Consider the following 15,788-nt stretch of genomic DNA (forward strand, 5'->3'; position numbering starts at 1 on the left):
CGAATTGATTGGCCACGATGTACTCGAAGACGATTCACCTAACCTGAATCACCCCCGAGGGGTGATGACGGTGTTGCTCGCGGATTGGGACGTAACGGTCCACCTATTTGTCACAGCTGAACCTGTGACATAAAGTCCAGCGAGCGCAGTGTGACTTGGAAGAGGTCCGCTGCCGACCCGAACTCGTTCGGGCTGGCAGAAAAGCCTGTTCCCCGACGGAATCCGCCGGAACCACTCCACCGAGTGGGTTCCGCAGACGAAGAGAGAGAGCAGTATCCATGCGTTTTGCCAGAAAGAGGCTGACCCAGCGCCTCAAGCACCGAGCGTTGGCCATCGGTGCCGCAGCACTTGTGCTCCCCCTTGCTGCAGGAGTTGCCGGTAGTGCTGTCGCCTCTGCTGCGCCTGCGCACACTGCTCCCAGCCACACCGCCCCCTCCGGCGGATACGACGAGCTGTGGGTGCCCTCCTCGATGGGCAACATCAAGGTCCAGGTCCAGTGGGCCGCTCGCGGCGGAAACGCTGCCCTTTACCTCCTCGACGGCCTGCGTGCGCGTAACGACGCCAACGCGTGGAGCTTCGAGACCAATGCGATGGACCAGTACCGCAACGACAACATCACCCTCGTGATGCCCGTCGGCGGCGAGTCCAGCTTCTACAGCGACTGGTATGCACCGTCGAACTTCAACGGCCAGCAGATCACGTACAAGTGGGAAACCTTCCTCACCGAAGAACTGCCCAACTTCCTCGCGAACTACGGCGTCTCGCCCACCAACAACGCGGTCCTCGGCCTCTCGATGGGTGGCAGCGCTGCTCTGACGCTGGCTGCTTACCACCGTGACCAGTTCAAGTTCGCCGGCTCGCTGTCGGGCTACCTGAACATCTCGGCTCCGGGCATGCGCGAGGCAATCCGCGTCGCAATGCTCGATGCCGGTCGCTTCAACGTCGACTCCATGTGGGGACCGCCGTGGAGCCCGTCCTGGCTGCGCAACGACCCGTTCGTCTTCGCACCGCGTCTGCAGGGCCTGTCGATGTACATCTCGTCGGCAAGCGGCCTGCCCGGTGAATACGACCACCCGCGCGCACCGATCGACTACTACAACACGGCTAACGGCATGGGCCTCGAGGCTCTCGCCCTGGTCAACACTCGTGCATTCCAGATCCGCATGAACTCGCTGGGTATCCCGGCCACCTACAGCTTCCCGTCCAACGGCACGCACTCGTGGCCGTACTGGTCGGCAGAGCTGTGGAAGGCTCGCGGCCAGATCCTCGACACCATGAACGCTTGGTGATCGTGCGCGATCCCGTGACCTAGTCACTTCACCAGTGCCGTTCCGGACTCCTCGAAGGAGAACCGGGACGGCACTTGTGTATTCAGGTGCTGCACAAGCGCCCGATGTCAGTAACAATTGCACCACCAGTAACAGCGCGGCTACCCCAAGCGGGGATCGTTTGCGTGTAGAAATAGTTTCAACGGGGGTCTGGCTGCTCAGGCGGCCACACGATCGACGCGCGGACCGAACGTAAGGAAAGAGAGTGAGCTCATGCGAGTAGGCCTTGCCACGGAGGACCGTCGCCGGTCCCGGGCAACCTTCCGGACAAAGGTCGTCGGCGCACTGGCAGCGATGCTGGTTCTGCCGATCGCCGCGGGCTTGACGACGGCCGGAACCGCGGCAGCCGCGCCGGCACCTGCTCAGGCCGCACCGGCCGCCACCCAGAACCCCACCGGAGCAGCGGTCACGAAGGTCGACTGGCTCAGCGAGCGTCGCGTCGCGCTGTGGGTGAACTCTCCCGCGATGGGCACCCCGATTCAGGTGCAGATCCTCTTGGCCCGCGATTGGAACGTCAATCCGTCGGCCAGCTTCCCCTCGGTCTGGATGCTCGACGGTCTTCGCGCGACCGACAACGAGAACGCCTGGACCTACGAGACCGACGCCGAGTCCTTCTACGCGGACAAGAACGTCAACGTCATCCTCCCGGTCGGCGGTCAGTCCAGCTTCTACTCCGACTGGCTCCAGCCCGACAACGGCAAGAACTACCAGTGGGAGACGTTCCTGACCAAGGAACTGCCCCCCATCCTCGAAAAGGACTGGCGGACCACGCAGACACGCGGTGTCGTCGGACTGTCGATGGGCGGCACGTCCGCCATGTTCCTCACGGCGCGCAACCCCGGCTTCTTCAAGTTCGCCGCTTCGCTCTCCGGCATCCTCACCACCACCTCGCTCGGCATGCCTCAGGCAATCCAGTTCGCGATGACCGACGCCGGTGGATACAACTCCGCCGCGATGTGGGGACCGCCGTCCAACCCGCAGTGGGCTGCACACGATCCGTACGCGCTCGCCGAGAAGCTCAAGGGCGTCAGCCTGTACGTCTCGAGTGGTAGCGGTACGACCGGCCCGTACGACCAGCCGTCGGGAATTCCCGGCGTGAGCACCAACTACGCAGGCATGGGCCTCGAGATCCTCGCTCGCCTGACCTCGCAGACCTTCGCGACCAAGCTCAACCAGCTCGGAATCCCCGCGCAGGTCAACTACCGCCCGTCCGGAACCCACTCGTGGCCGTACTGGCAGTTCGAGCTTCATCAGCTGTGGCCGCAGTTGGCCAACGCCATCGGCGTCGAGGTCGAGAAGCCGGCTTGCGGCACTTCGGGTGAGATCGGTGCGACGGCCGCAGCCAACGGCTGGATCGGTGACTGCATCACCCCCGAGTACAGCGTCGCGGGTGGCCTGGCACAGGACTTCCGCAACGGTCGCATCTACTTCACCAGTGGAACGGGCGCCCAGCCCGTCGCCGGTCGTATCGCCGGCGCGTACATGAACACCGGAGCAGCGGCCGGCCCGCTCGGCTTCCCGCGTACCCCCGAACTCGGTACCCCCGACGGACGCGGACGCTTCAACCACTTCCAGAACGGCTCCATCTACTGGACCCCGCAGACCGGCGCTCACCCCGTCAGCGGTGACATCCTCGCCGAGTGGTCCGCACAGGGTTGGGAAGGTGGCCCGCTCGGCTACCCGACTGCCGACGAGATCGCGACCCCCGGCAAGCCGGGCAAGGTCCAGGGATTCGAGATCGGCGCAATGTACAGCAGCGCCAACGGAACTCACGCGGTTCTCGGAATGATCATGGGCAAGTACGGCGAACTCGGCTGGGAAAACGGCTGGCTCGGATTCCCGAAGTCGAACGAGGTTCCGATCAAGGACAACGGACGCTTCACCGAGTTCGAGGGCGGCAACATCTACTGGAGCCCCGGCACCGGTGCATGGTCCGTCGAGAACGGTCCGCTGTTCGACGGTTGGAAGAGCGTCGGATACGAAGGTGGACGACTCGGATTCCCGATCAGTGACAAGTTCGACATTCCCGGTGGTGTCCAGCAGAACTTCCAGTTCGGCTACATCACGGTGATCGGTGACAAGACAGAAGTTCACTAACTCACAGTGGTGCACGACGGGCGGGCCCGATCACGGATCGGTGCCCGCCCGCGTGCGTTGCGTAACCTGTTGATGGACTTTCGACTGAAGGCAAGGACGGACATTGATGTCGCTTTTCTCGGGTAACCGAAACACTTGTGCACGCGCGATCGCGGTCGGCGCCCTGGCGCTCGCCACCGGTGGCGCGCTTGTCGCGTGCGGTAGTGACGACTCCACTGCAACCTCCAATCCGGTCACCACGACGTCCGCGGCGGCTTCGTCCTCGAGCGGTTCGGCATCTGCGTCCGCCTCTGCGACCACGACGGCGTCGGCTGCGCCCACCAGTCCGGGAGCCGCGGCCACCGCGCCGCCGGAGCAGCCGCAGAGCATCGAGGGCTTCCCGGGTCCCACAGTCGTCGAGGTCAGTCCCGAGGCACAGAAGTTCCTCGACGGACTGAAGGCGAAGGGCATCACCCCAGCCGGTGACGGAAGCATCGCCGTCAACACGGCCAATTACATCTGCGCTGCCGGTCCTCAGACCGACGACGAGGTCCTGACCTTCGTGACCGCCTTCGTCGGCCAGGAAGCGTCGGCGGAAGGCAAGCAGATCACTCCCGAGCAGGCAGGTGCGAACGCTCAGATCTACATCGACGTCGCCAACGCCACCTACTGCAAGTAGGCGCGGGTCATGGCGAGGTCTGGAAAGCGTCGTGGGTGCCTGATCCCGCTGCTGATCATTCTTGTGGTCGCAGCGGTCGTGATCGGCGGTTGGTACATCCTGGCCGGGCGGGTGCCTTCGCCGACTCCGATCCCGCCGAGCCCGGAGCCTCCGGTGTCTCAGCCGGCCAGTTGCCCCGATGTCCAGGTAGTAGCCATACCGGGTACGTGGGAGTCGAGCGCTACCGACGACCCGTACAACCCGACGGCCAATCCGGCGTCGTTGATGCTGAACGTGACCCGTCCTCTGCAGGAGAAGTTCGATACTTCACGGGCCGACGTCTACACCGTTCCGTATGTCGCACAGTTTTCGAATCCGGTTGCGATCCCGCCGGACGGACAGCAGTCCTACAACAACAGTCGGGCCGCGGGAACTGCTGCCACTAACGACTTTCTGATGAAGCGGCACGCCGAGTGCCCGCTCACGAGTTACGTCCTGACCGGATTTTCCCAGGGCGCGGTGATCGCGGGTGACGTCGCCGCGAGTATCGGCGACGGTACCGGCGCGGTGCCTGCCGATCTGGTTCTGGGCGTCGGCTTGATCGCCGACGGTCGGCGCGATCCGGCGTTCGGGAACACCGTTGGCCCGAGCGTTGCCGGTGTCGGCGCCGAGCTGTCGCTGAACGGGCTGAAGCTGCCCGGTCTCACGATGACCGGCCCGAGGCCCGGCGGGTTCGGTGACCTCAACGATCGGACCTATCAGATCTGCGCGCCGAGCGACGGTATCTGCGACGCGCCGGCAGCCGCTCTCAACCCGACCAACTGGCTGAGTTCGGCGCCGCGACTGCTCGAGTACTACAACAACCCTGTGCACGCGATGTACAACTCCTTCCAAGTCGATCCGAACGGCACGACGGCCACCCAATGGATGGCACAGTGGGCTGCGGAGAAGATCGACGCTGCACCGACGCCGCCCCACAGTTGAGTCACCGCCGCACTGTTGATTCGTCACAATCGGGCGTCTCGGGAGTTCGCTCGCGGGTAATCTGCTCGTTTGGTCCCGGTAGAGTGCTGCACGGTCCGGGGGCTTCCTCTACAGTGCTGTCACGTAAGTGACTGGCGAGTAGGTTCGATTTGTCCGAGTTTGTAGTTCGAGTACGACGTACGTGTCCATCACAGGAGATCGATATATGAGTTCCACCCACGGCAGCGATGCCCTACGCAAATTTCGGTTTGCGGCCGGTGGCGAGGGCAACGCCGAAGAGGGTGGTGCGCGACGCTTCGTCAAGCTCGCGCAGAAGGCCGAGGAACTCGGCTACGACTCGTTCATGATTCCGGATCACCTGGGTAATCAGGTCGGCCCGATCGCCGCTCTCGGAGCGCTCGCGGTGGCCACCGACAAGATTCGTCTCGGCACCGCCGTGTTGGCCAACGGCTTCCGTCATCCTGCTGTGCTCGCGAAGGACGCGGCGACTATCGACGTGCTGTCCGGTGGTCGACTCGAACTCGGTATCGGTGCGGGCTGGATGAAGGAAGAGTTCGACAAGGGCGGTATCGCCTACGAAAGTCCGGGCGTTCGCATCGAGAAGCTCGAGGAGTCTCTGCAGATTCTCGACGTTCTGCTGCGCGGGCAGGAATGCACTTTCGAAGGCAAGCACTATCAGGTGCGCGGCCTCAAGGGCAGCCCGCGACCGCGGCAGGGCCCGCGGCCACCGATCATCGTGGGCGGCGGAGGCCCGAAGATGCTTGCTCTCGCGGCGAAGTACGCGGACATCATCTCGGTCGCCACACCGACCAACCGTGACGGGCGGCTTCTGCTCTCCGGAATCACGATGGAAAAGACCATCGAACGTGTCGAGCGGATCCGCGAAGCTGCCGGCGAGCGTTTCGATGAGATCGAACTCAACTGGACCATCACCATGATCATGATCACCGATGATCGAGAGCAGGCTGCCGAAATGGCAATCGCCGCTCTGGACCAAGGTTTTCCGCCGAACATCGAAGTGGATCGTAAGCTGAGCGTGGAGGAGCTGTTGAACTCTCCATACCTGGCTGTGGGCACTTTCGAGGAAATCGCAGACCAGATTCGACTGGTCCGCGAGAAGACGTCGATGTCGTACGTCGGGGTCTTCCCGACGCAGATGGAAGCGTTCGCCCCGATCATCCCGTTACTGGCGGGCGAGTAGGCCGGAGAATACGGACGATGCGAATCTGTAACATATCGATGGTTTGGGATCGATGAAGTGATTCAGGTGAGTTGCGCACAAAGTGCGATTCGATTGATCGAAGATGGACCCGAGAGAGCGAAGGAAGTCTGGGGCGCAGGCATGAAAGACAGTGCTTGTGTGATCGCTTCGGAGGAGATGGAATGAACGCGCTGTTCGATGGCTTTCTCGACGAGAAGGGCCAGATCCGCCTGCAACCAGGCTTCACGCTGGTCGACTACGTCGAGCAACACTCGCGTGTCAACGCGGACGAGCTCGCGTATCGGTACATCGACTACTCACGCGAGCGTGACGGTGAAGCCCTGGAGCTGACCTGGGAGCAGTTCGGTGTGCGTCTGCGCGCTGTTGCAGCCCGTCTGCAGCAGGTCACCAAGCGTGGCGACCGTGTCGCGATTCTTGCTCCGCAGGGACTCGACTACGTCATTTCGTTCTTCGCGGCCATTCAGGCCGGTTCCATCGCGGTGCCGCTCTTCGATCCGGACGAGCCCGGTCACACCGACCGTCTTCACGCTGTTCTCGGTGACTGCAAGCCGACTGCGATTCTGACTGCCGCATCGTCGGCGGCCGGTGTTCGACAGTTGTTCCGCTCGCTTCCCGCTGCCGAGCGTCCGCGCATCATCGCCGTCGACGCGATTCCCGACACCGTCGGTGAAACGTGGGTTCGCCCCGACATCGAACTCGACGACATCGCGTACCTGCAGTACACCTCGGGTTCGACCCGAGTTCCCGCCGGCGTGGAGATCACCCATCGTGCTGTCGGAACGAACGCGCTCCAGATGGTCGACTCCATCGAACTCAACGAGGACTCTCGGGGCGTCACGTGGCTGCCGCTGTTCCACGACATGGGCCTGCTGACGGTCATCCTGCCTGCTCTGGGCGGCAAGTACATCACCATCATGAGCCCGCGTGCTTTCGTGCAGCGGCCGTACCGGTGGATCAAGGAACTTGCTGCGGTTTCCGACGGCGCCGGCACCTTTGCTGCCGCTCCCAACTTCGCTTTCGAGCACGCTGCCGCGCGTGGCCTGCCGAAGGACGGCGAGACCCTGGACCTGAGCAACGTCATCGGTCTGATCAACGGCAGTGAGCCGGTCACGACGTCGTCGATGCGCAAGTTCAACGACGCTTTTGCTCAGTACGGTCTGCCCAAGACTGCGATCAAGCCGTCGTACGGCATGGCCGAGGCGACGCTCTTCGTCTCCTCGACCAAGCATTCCGACGAGGCCAAGGTCATCTACGTCGACCGCACGGAACTCAACAAGGGACGCATGGTCATCGTCGACCAGTACTCCGAGAACGCAATCGCGCAGGTCTCCTGTGGGTACGTCTCGCGCAGTCAGTGGGCGGCGATCGTCGATCCCGAGACGCTGACCGAGGTCCCCGACAATCACGTCGGCGAGATCTGGTTGCACGGCGAGAACATCGGTATCGGCTACTGGGGTCGCCCCGACGAGACGGCGGAGACCTTCCACAACAAGCTGGACAATCGGTTGAGCGAAGACAGCCACACCGAGGGCACGCCGGCGGATGCCAACTGGATGCGTACCGGCGACTTCGGCGTCTACGTCGACGGCGAGCTGTACATCACCGGGCGCGTCAAGGACCTCGTGATCGTCGACGGTCGCAATCATTACCCGCAGGACCTCGAGGCTTCGGCTCAGGAAGCCAGCCCGGCTCTGCGCCCCGGCTTCATCGCTGCGTTTGCCGTACCGGCCAACCAGCTGCCGTCCGTCGTGTTCTCCAACACGCACTCGGGTCTGAAGTTCGACGACGACGATTCCTCGGAGCAGTTGGTCATCGTGGCCGAGCGTGCTCCCGGCGCAGGCAAGGCCGATCCGCAGCCGATCGCGGACACCGTGCGTGCGGCGATTTCTTCCCGTCACGGTGTTACGGCCCGAGACATCCTGCTCGTCCCCGCGGGTTCGATTCCGCGTACGTCCAGCGGCAAGATCGCTCGCCGCGCGTGTAAGGCGAGCTATATCGAGGGAACGTTGCGAGGCGGCTATCAGCAGACCGCATTCCCCGATAGCGTTTGAGGAGCAGTCCCTTCATGATCGGTGGCTTGGTGAGTTGATGGTTGAACAAGATGGTGCGCAGAGCAAAGACGTTGTGAGCGAGATGAGTGTCGCGCAGCTGCGTGAGTGGCTTCGCAATTGGATCGCCAACGCGACCGGTCAGCCGGCGGGTTCGATCACGGACGATCGCCCGATGGAAGAGTTCGGGCTCGCCTCGCGGGACGCAGTCGCTCTGAGCGGAGACATCGAGGATCTGCTCGGCGTCACGCTGACCGCCACGGTTGCCTATCAACACCCCACCATCGCTTCGCTGGCTACTCGGATCATCGAAGGTGAGCCCGAGGCGCCGGAGGAGACCGTCGACGCCTCGTACTACGTCTCAGGCGGCGCGACGGACGCTCACGACATCGCCATCGTCGGACTGTCCACACGATTCCCCGGTGCCGGGCACACGCCTTCGGACATGTGGGAAATGCTGGCGGACGGACGCGACGGCATCAGCGACCTCCCCGAGGACCGCTGGGCCGAGTTCATGTCGGATCCCGCCATCAAGGCCGCGGTCGAGAACGCGAACACCAAGGGCGGGTACCTCGACGACGTCAAGGGCTTCGACGCCGAGTTCTTCGCGATGTCTCCGCTCGAGGTCGTCAACGTCGATCCGCAGCAGCGCCTCGCACTCGAACTCGCATGGGAAGCACTCGAGCACGCTCGCATTCCGGCCAGTGGGCTCAAGGGCAAGCAGGTCGGTGTTTTCATCGGCAGTTCCGCCAACGACTACCAGCTGCTCGCGGTCAGTGATCCGACGACGGCGCATCCGTACGCGTTGACCGGAACGTCGACGGCCATCGTGGCGAACCGGGTCTCGTACTTCTTCGACTTCCGTGGACCGTCCATCGCTCTGGACACCGCGTGTTCGTCTTCGCTGGTTGCCGTTCACGAGGCTGTGCGCTCGCTGCGCAGCGGTGACTCCAACATCGCGCTGGCCGGTGGCGTCAACATGCTGCTGGCCCCTCCCGGAACCCTCGGTTTCGATCAGACCGGGATGCTCGCTCCCGACGGAAAACTGCGTGCCTTCTCCGCTCAGGCTCAGGGAATCGTTCGCAGTGAGGGCGGCGGACTCGTCGTGCTCAAGCGCCTCGAAGACGCCGAGCGTGACGGAGATTCCATCCTCGCGGTGATCGCCGGATCCGCGGTCAACCAGGACGGCCGTTCCAACGGTCTGCTCGCACCCAATCCCGATGCCCAGGCCGACGTGTTGCGTTTCGCGTACCGCGACGCCGGCGTCGTGCCGACCACCGTCGACTACATCGAGGCGCACGGAACGGGTACCGATCTCGGTGATCCCATCGAGGCCGACGCGCTCAGTCGTGTCGTCGGTCGTGGTCGTGACGAAGACAAGCCGGCTCTGCTCGGTAGTGCGAAGACCAACTTCGGGCACCTGGAAGCAGCTGCGGGCGCCGCCGGCCTGATCAAGGTCGTTCTGGCGATGCAGGAAAACAAGATTCCCGCGACGATCAACTACCTGGGCCCGAACCCGCACATCGACTTCGAGAAGTCGCACCTGCAGGTGACGCCCGAGGCCACCGACTGGCCGCGCTACACCGGCAAGGCTGTCGCCGGTGTCTCCGGTTTCGGTTTCGGTGGAACCAACGCGCACGTCGTGGTCAAGGAGTACGTACCTGCCGACGCGGTAGTCGATGAACCGGTTGTGGATGCCCCGGTGGTCGACGAACCGGCAGCAGAGAACGAGAGCACCGTTGTGCTGGCCGTGTCCGGCGCGCTGCCGTCGCGTCGTCGCCGCGCAGCCGCTGATCTGGCCGACTGGCTCGAAACCGAAGAGGGAAGCAAGACGCCCCTCGCCGACGTCGCCCGCACACTCGCGCGTCGCAACCACGGACGCTCGCGCGCCGCTGTTCTGGCGCAGACGCGCTCCGAGGCCATCAGCTCGCTGCGCGCCGTCGCCGCAGGCAAGCCTGCTCAAGGAGTCTTCTCCGCCGACTCGCCGTCGCCCAAGGGCGCGGTGTGGGTGTTCTCGGGCTTCGGCTCGCAGCACCGCAAGATGGCCAAGCAGCTCTACACGGAGAACTCGGCCTTCAAGGCGGCCGTCGACGAGGTCGACGCGCTGATCCAGGACGAGGCCGGTTACTCGATGGTCGAGATGTTCCTCGACGATTCGATCGAGTACAACGTCGAGACCGCGCAGGTGGGAATCTTCACCATCCAGGTCGGTCTGGCCGCGTTGCTGCGTCACCACGGCGCCGAGGCCGAAGCCGTGGTTCCGCACTCGATGGGTGAGGCCGCTGCCGCGTACGTTTCCGGCGGCCTGAACCTGGAAGACGCTGTCCGCGTGATCTGTTCACGTTCACGGCTGATGGGTGAGGCCGAGGGCGCACTTGTCGGTGACGACATCCGTCTGATGGCTCTGCTCGAGTACAGCGCATCCGAGATCGAGGCGCTACTGCCCACGTACCCCAAGCTCGAGGTCTGTGTTTACGCAGCTCCGACGCACACGGTGATCGGTGGACCGCAGCCGGACATCGAGGCGATCGTCGCGGCCGCCGAGGCCGACGGCAAGATGGCGCGTGTCCTGCAGACCAAGGGCGCCAGCCATACTTCGCAGGTAGATCCGCTGCTCGGTGAGCTTGCCGCCGAGTTGGCCGGTATCGAGCCGACCACGTTGAAGCTCGGCGTCTACTCGTCCGTCGACAAGGACACTTTCTACCGTCCCGGTCACGAGCCGATCCATCAAGAGGCGTACTGGGTCAAGGGTCTTCGCCACAGCGTGTACTTCACCAATGCGGTACGCGGTGCAGTTGCCCACGGCCACACCACTTTTGTCGAGCTTGCACCCAACCCGGTGACGCTGATGTCGGTGGCGGCTACCGCTTTCGATTCGGGCCTGCACGACATGGAGCTCATCCAGACGCTCAAGCGTAAGGAAGACGAGTCCGCGGGTGTTCTTGCCGCTCTCGCGCAGCTGTACGTGCACGGCCATGCCGTGAACCTCGAGTCTCTGCTTCCCGCAGGCGATTTCGCTTCGGTTCCGCGTACCGCATTCCTGCGTAAGCCGTATTGGCTCGACATTCGCGTCAGTGCCGGCGGTTCGGCTCGCGTACCCGGTTCGCACGTCGCTCTGCCCGACGGCCGCCACGTGTGGGAGGTCGACGCATCCGCCGTCACCGACCTGGCGGTGCTGGTGAGCGCCGCTGCCGGACAGGTGCTTTCGGATGTCTCTCTGACCGCTGCTGTTCCGCACGGTGAACTGGCCGGTGCTTCGACCCTGACCACGACACTCAACCCGCATCCGGGTGGAGCGTCGGTGCAGGTGCACGCTCGTGAGGGCGCTACGTTCCGTCTGCTCTTCGACGCCGTCGTCACGTCGGGTGAGCCGCTGCCCGAGCTGGTCGTCAGCGCGCCGGTCAAGACCAGTGCGCCGATGGAATCCTTGGCCGAGGTCGTCGAAGACGCCGGAGACAAGTGGGATCCGAACGGTTCGCAGAGCCTCGACGACCGCCTCAAGATCGTGGTTGCCGAGTCGATGGGGTACTCGCCGGAGGATCTGCCGGCCGAGGTTCCGCTCATCGAACTGGGTCTCGACTCGCTCATGGCGATGCGTATCAAGAACCGCGTCGAGTACGAGTTCGACATTCCGCAGCTCCAGCTCCAGGCAGTCAAGGACGCGAGCCTCAACGAGGTCAACAAGTACCTGCGCTACGCGATCGACAATCGCGAAGAGGTTCAGGCGATGGCCGACAAGCAGGCCGCGGAGAAGTTGGCGGCCGACGCTGCTGACGAGGACGTTGCTCCCGCCGAGGTGGCAGTGGAACTACCTACCACTGCTCCGGTTGCTGCTGCGCCTTCCGATCCTTCTCGAGCCGGAACTGCCGACGACGCAGGCTCGGACGTTCCGCCGCGAGATGCGGCCGAGCGCTTGACGTTTGCGACGTGGGCGGTTGTCACCGGGAAGTCGGCCAAGGGCATCTTCAACGATCTGCCGATCGTCGGTGACGAGGTCGCCGAGAAGCTTGCTGCTCGGCTTTCCGAGCGTGCCGGTGGCGAGATCACTCTCGACGACGTTCTCGACTCCACCACCATCGAAGAGCTTGCGGACGTCGTTCGCCAGTACCTCGAGGACGACGGCAAGATCGACGGACTCGTGCGTACTCTGCGTGCCCGCCCCGAAGGTTCCACTGCCGTACCGGTATTCGTCTTCCATGCTGCCGGTGGTTCGACGGTGACGTACGAGCCTCTGCTCAAGCGCCTGCCCGCCGGCACGCCGATGTACGGATTCGAGCGGGTCGAGGGCTCGATCGAAACCCGCGCTGCTGCTTACGTTCCGCTGCTGCGTGAGATCCAGGGCGACGGGCCGTACGTGCTGTGTGGCTGGTCGTTCGGTGGCGTGATGTCGTATGCGGTCGCGAAGTTGCTGCGCGAGCAGGGTGCCGACGTGCGTGTGGTCGGGCTGCTCGACACCGTCATGGCCGGCGAGGTCGTGCCGGACACCGAGGCGGAACGACGCAAGCGTTGGGAGCGCTACGGCAAGTTCGCCAAGCGCACCTACAACCTGGATGTGCCGCTGCCGCTTGACGTTCTGGCTTCCACCGAAGCCGACGAGGATCAGATCCAGATCTTGATGGACATGATCAAGATGAGCGGCGCCAAGATTCCCGGCGGCATCATCGAGCATCAGCGGACGTCGTGGTTGGACAATCGCGCCATCCAGACGGCCGAGTTCAGCAGTTACGACGGCGACGTCGTGCTCTACATGGCTGACAAGTACCACGACGAGCTGATGACGCTCGAGCCTGCATTCAAGACCCGCAAGGCAGATGGTGGCTGGGGTGACTACGTGAAGAACCTCGAGGTCGTCTACATCGGCGGGGACCACCTGCAGATCGTCGACGAGCCGTACATCGCGAAGGTTGCGGCAGACCTCACCACCAAGCTGGCCCAGATCGAGACAGCTCAGACCAAAGCAGCGGAAACCGGAGTTCAGAAGTGACGACAACCACCGCGGAGAAGCTCGCTGAACTCCGCGAAAAGTTGGAGAAGGCAAAGGAACCCGGCTCGGCTCGGGCCATTGCCAAGCGCGATGCAGCAGGGCACAGCACGCCGCGCCAGCGCATCGACATGTTGCTCGACCCCGGTAGCTTCATCGAGATCGGTGCCCTGGTGAAGATGGCGGGCGAGGGCAACCCGTACAGCGACGGCGTCATGACCGGTCACGGAACCGTCGACGGGCGTCCGGTAGCCGTGTTCGCGCACGATCAGACGGTGTTCGGCGGTGCCGCCGGAGAGATGTTCGGCCGTAAGGTCGCAGCTGTCAACGATTTTGCGCTGAAGGTGGGCTGCCCGGTCGTCGGTATCAACGATTCCGGTGGAGCTCGCATCCAGGACGCCGTTTCCTCGTTGGCCTGGTACGCCAACATGGGTTCACGTCAGGAGCCGTTGTCCGGCCTGTGCCCGCAGATCTCGGTCATCCTCGGTAAATGCGCCGGCGGTGCCGTGTACGCCCCGATCAACACGGACGTCGTGGTCGCGACCGAAGAGTCGTACATGTTCGTCACCGGACCCGACGTCATCAAGTCGGTCACCGGCGAAGAGGTCAGCCTCGAGGACTTGGGTGGAGCCCGCAAGCAGGCGGAGTACGGAAACATCCATCACGTCGCTCCCGACGAGAAGGCTGCCTTCGACTGGGTGCGTGAGTACCTGAGCTTCATGCCGTCGTCATGCCAGGAGAAGGCGCCGCTGATCAACCCGGGCCTCGAACCCGAGATCACCGAGTCGGATCTCGAACTCAATGCGTTCATGCCGGATGCCGACAATGCCGGCTACGACATGCACGACATCATTCTGCGGATCTTCGACGACGGCACTTTCCACGAAATCGGAGCCCAGGTCGCGCACAACGTGATCACCGGATTCTCCCGCGTCGACGGCCTGCCCGTCGGTGTCGTGGCCAACCAGCCCACGTACCTCAGCGGCGCCCTCGACGCGGACAGCTCCGACAAGGCCGCTCACTTCGTGCGTCTGTGCGACGCTTTCAACATCCCGCTCGTCTTCGTCGTCGACACACCGGGCTTCCTTCCCGGCGTCGATCAGGAAAAGGTCGGCGTCATCAAGCGCGGCGGGCGTTTCCTGTTCTCGTACATCGAAGCCACTGTGCCGAAGGTGACTGTGGTGGTTCGTAAGGCGTACGGCGGCGGTTATGCCGTCATGGGCTGCAAGCAGCTCGGTGCCGACATCAACCTCGCGTGGCCGACCGCTCGTATCGCCGTGATGGGCGCCGAGGGTGCCGTCAACATCATGGGGCGGCGTCAGCTCGCCGAGGCCGGCGAGAATGCACCCGCGGTGCGTGCTCAGCTGATCAACTTCTACAACGAGTTCGTCGCGACGCCGTACATCGCGGCCGAGCGCGGATACATCGACGCGGTGATCGAGCCTTCGCAGACGCGTCTCGAGATCCGTAAGGCTCTGAAGTTGCTCGCGGACAAGACGATCTTCAAGAACCCGCGCAAGCACAACTTGATGCCGCTCTAGTTCTTTTTGTCACCGAGGGCGTCGAACTGGCGGCGTAGCGCTTCTATCGCCGCCAGGACGGCCGGCCTTTCGCTGTCGGTCCGCCAGGCGAGGTAAATGTCTCGGCCGAGCGGCGGAAGGGTGTCGAGCATTCGAACACCTTCCGGCGGTACAACTCTCGCCAGACGTGGAATCAATGCGACGGCGAGGCCCTGAGCGACGAATTCGACCTGGGTGGGAAACTCGGCGACCTCGTACTCGATTCGTGGGTCGAACCCCTGCGCGCGCAGGGTCCGGACGGTGAAGGTGTGAAAGTCCGTTCCCCGGGTCCACGTCGCCCAGGCATGCTCGGACAGCTCGCTGAGCGCGACGACCTTGTTCTCCGCCAGCGGATGTGACGCCGGGAGAGCGAGCAGCGCCACGTCGTCGTACACGGGCGTGAAGGAGAGTCCGTCGGGAAGTTCGACGGGCAGAGTGCTCCAACTGTCAACCACCACGACGTCGAGGTCGCGGCGAATCAGTGCGGGGAGCAGTTCTTCGGATTCGCCTTCGTTGAAGGTGATTTCGAGCTGCGGGTGCGCATGCCTGATTTCGGCGATGGCTCGCGGCAGCACCGTCCTGCTGGGGGAGACCAGGGCGCCGATACGTACGCGGCCCGTCACCTCGCTCTGCAGCGACGCGATTTCCGCCTCGGCCTGGGCGAGCGTCGAGAGAACCTCTGCGGTTCGGCGCGCGAGGATTCGGCCCGCTTCTGTGAGTCGCACACCGCGGCCCTGCGGTTCGAGGAGCGGAACACCGACCTCTCGCTCGAGCTTGTTCAACTGCTGCGAAATCCCGGAGGGTGTGACATGCAAGGTGCGGGCGGCAGCCGCCACTGATCCGTTCTCGGCGACGGCGTGCAGGGCGCGAAGTCTTTCGAGATTCAACACAGTAGTAATGCTACCGATTATACGGTCTGAACATTTGCTTGT

9 protein-coding genes are annotated in these 15,788 nt (G+C 63.8%); 8 read left to right on the forward strand and 1 reads right to left on the reverse strand.

All coding sequences use genetic code 11. The features are described 5' to 3' along the window. The first annotated feature begins 278 nt into the window (after positions 1-278). From AC1Q6C_RS11095 to AC1Q6C_RS11130, 8 genes are all read left to right on the forward strand, one after another. Positions 279-1,289 (forward strand): alpha/beta hydrolase, encoded by a 1,011-nt coding sequence (locus AC1Q6C_RS11095; RefSeq protein ID WP_007731818.1) that lies wholly within the window; start codon positions 279-281, stop codon positions 1,287-1,289. 252 nt (positions 1,290-1,541) lie between these two features. After that, positions 1,542-3,425, forward strand: a complete 1,884-nt coding sequence (locus AC1Q6C_RS11100) for an alpha/beta hydrolase-fold protein (RefSeq protein ID WP_003943922.1) — start codon at positions 1,542-1,544, stop codon at positions 3,423-3,425. 106 nt (positions 3,426-3,531) lie between these two features. After that, on the forward strand, positions 3,532-4,083 hold the full coding sequence (locus tag AC1Q6C_RS11105; RefSeq protein ID WP_003943980.1) for a DUF732 domain-containing protein: 552 nt from the start codon (positions 3,532-3,534) through the stop codon (positions 4,081-4,083). Positions 4,084-4,092: 9 nt separating this feature from the next. Further along, positions 4,093-5,046: a cutinase family protein gene (locus AC1Q6C_RS11110; protein WP_003943848.1), complete on the forward strand. Its 954-nt coding sequence runs from the start codon at positions 4,093-4,095 to the stop codon at positions 5,044-5,046. A 205-nt stretch (positions 5,047-5,251) separates the two neighbouring features. Then, entirely contained in the window at positions 5,252-6,247 is a 996-nt protein-coding gene (locus AC1Q6C_RS11115) for an LLM class F420-dependent oxidoreductase (protein WP_007731815.1), read from the forward strand. A gap of 182 nt (positions 6,248-6,429) precedes the next feature. Continuing rightward, entirely contained in the window at positions 6,430-8,319 is a 1,890-nt protein-coding gene (gene fadD32 / locus AC1Q6C_RS11120) for a long-chain-fatty-acid--AMP ligase FadD32 (RefSeq protein ID WP_003943899.1), read from the forward strand. Between the two features lie 37 nt (positions 8,320-8,356). Next, positions 8,357-13,300: a polyketide synthase Pks13 gene (gene pks13, locus AC1Q6C_RS11125; RefSeq protein ID WP_054188656.1), complete on the forward strand. Its 4,944-nt coding sequence runs from the start codon at positions 8,357-8,359 to the stop codon at positions 13,298-13,300. Next, the gene (locus AC1Q6C_RS11130; RefSeq protein WP_003943957.1) at positions 13,297-14,838 is read left to right on the forward strand and encodes an acyl-CoA carboxylase subunit beta; all 1,542 of its coding nucleotides are present in this window, start codon (positions 13,297-13,299) and stop codon (positions 14,836-14,838) included. Before pks13 ends, AC1Q6C_RS11130 begins: the two co-directional genes overlap by 4 nt. Here the strand turns inward: AC1Q6C_RS11130 and AC1Q6C_RS11135 are convergent. Next, positions 14,835-15,746, reverse strand: a complete 912-nt coding sequence (locus AC1Q6C_RS11135; RefSeq protein WP_030535818.1) for a LysR family transcriptional regulator — start codon at positions 15,744-15,746, stop codon at positions 14,835-14,837. The two genes, AC1Q6C_RS11130 and AC1Q6C_RS11135, sit on opposite strands and share 4 nt — an antisense overlap. Between the last annotated feature and the right edge of the window lie 42 nt (positions 15,747-15,788).

It is taken from the genome of Rhodococcus sp. MT28, from assembly GCF_058792695.1.

Coding starts and splice junctions, on each gene's coding strand:
- AC1Q6C_RS11110 (WP_003943848.1), top strand. CDS start 4,093: ATGGCGAGGTCTGGAAAGCGTCGTGGGTGCCTGATCCCGCTGCTGATC.
- AC1Q6C_RS11115 (WP_007731815.1), top strand. CDS start 5,252: ATGAGTTCCACCCACGGCAGCGATGCCCTACGCAAATTTCGGTTTGCG.
- AC1Q6C_RS11095 (WP_007731818.1), top strand. CDS start 279: ATGCGTTTTGCCAGAAAGAGGCTGACCCAGCGCCTCAAGCACCGAGCG.
- AC1Q6C_RS11105 (WP_003943980.1), top strand. CDS start 3,532: ATGTCGCTTTTCTCGGGTAACCGAAACACTTGTGCACGCGCGATCGCG.
- fadD32 (WP_003943899.1), top strand. CDS start 6,430: ATGAACGCGCTGTTCGATGGCTTTCTCGACGAGAAGGGCCAGATCCGC.
- pks13 (WP_054188656.1), top strand. CDS start 8,357: ATGGTTGAACAAGATGGTGCGCAGAGCAAAGACGTTGTGAGCGAGATG.
- AC1Q6C_RS11100 (WP_003943922.1), top strand. CDS start 1,542: ATGCGAGTAGGCCTTGCCACGGAGGACCGTCGCCGGTCCCGGGCAACC.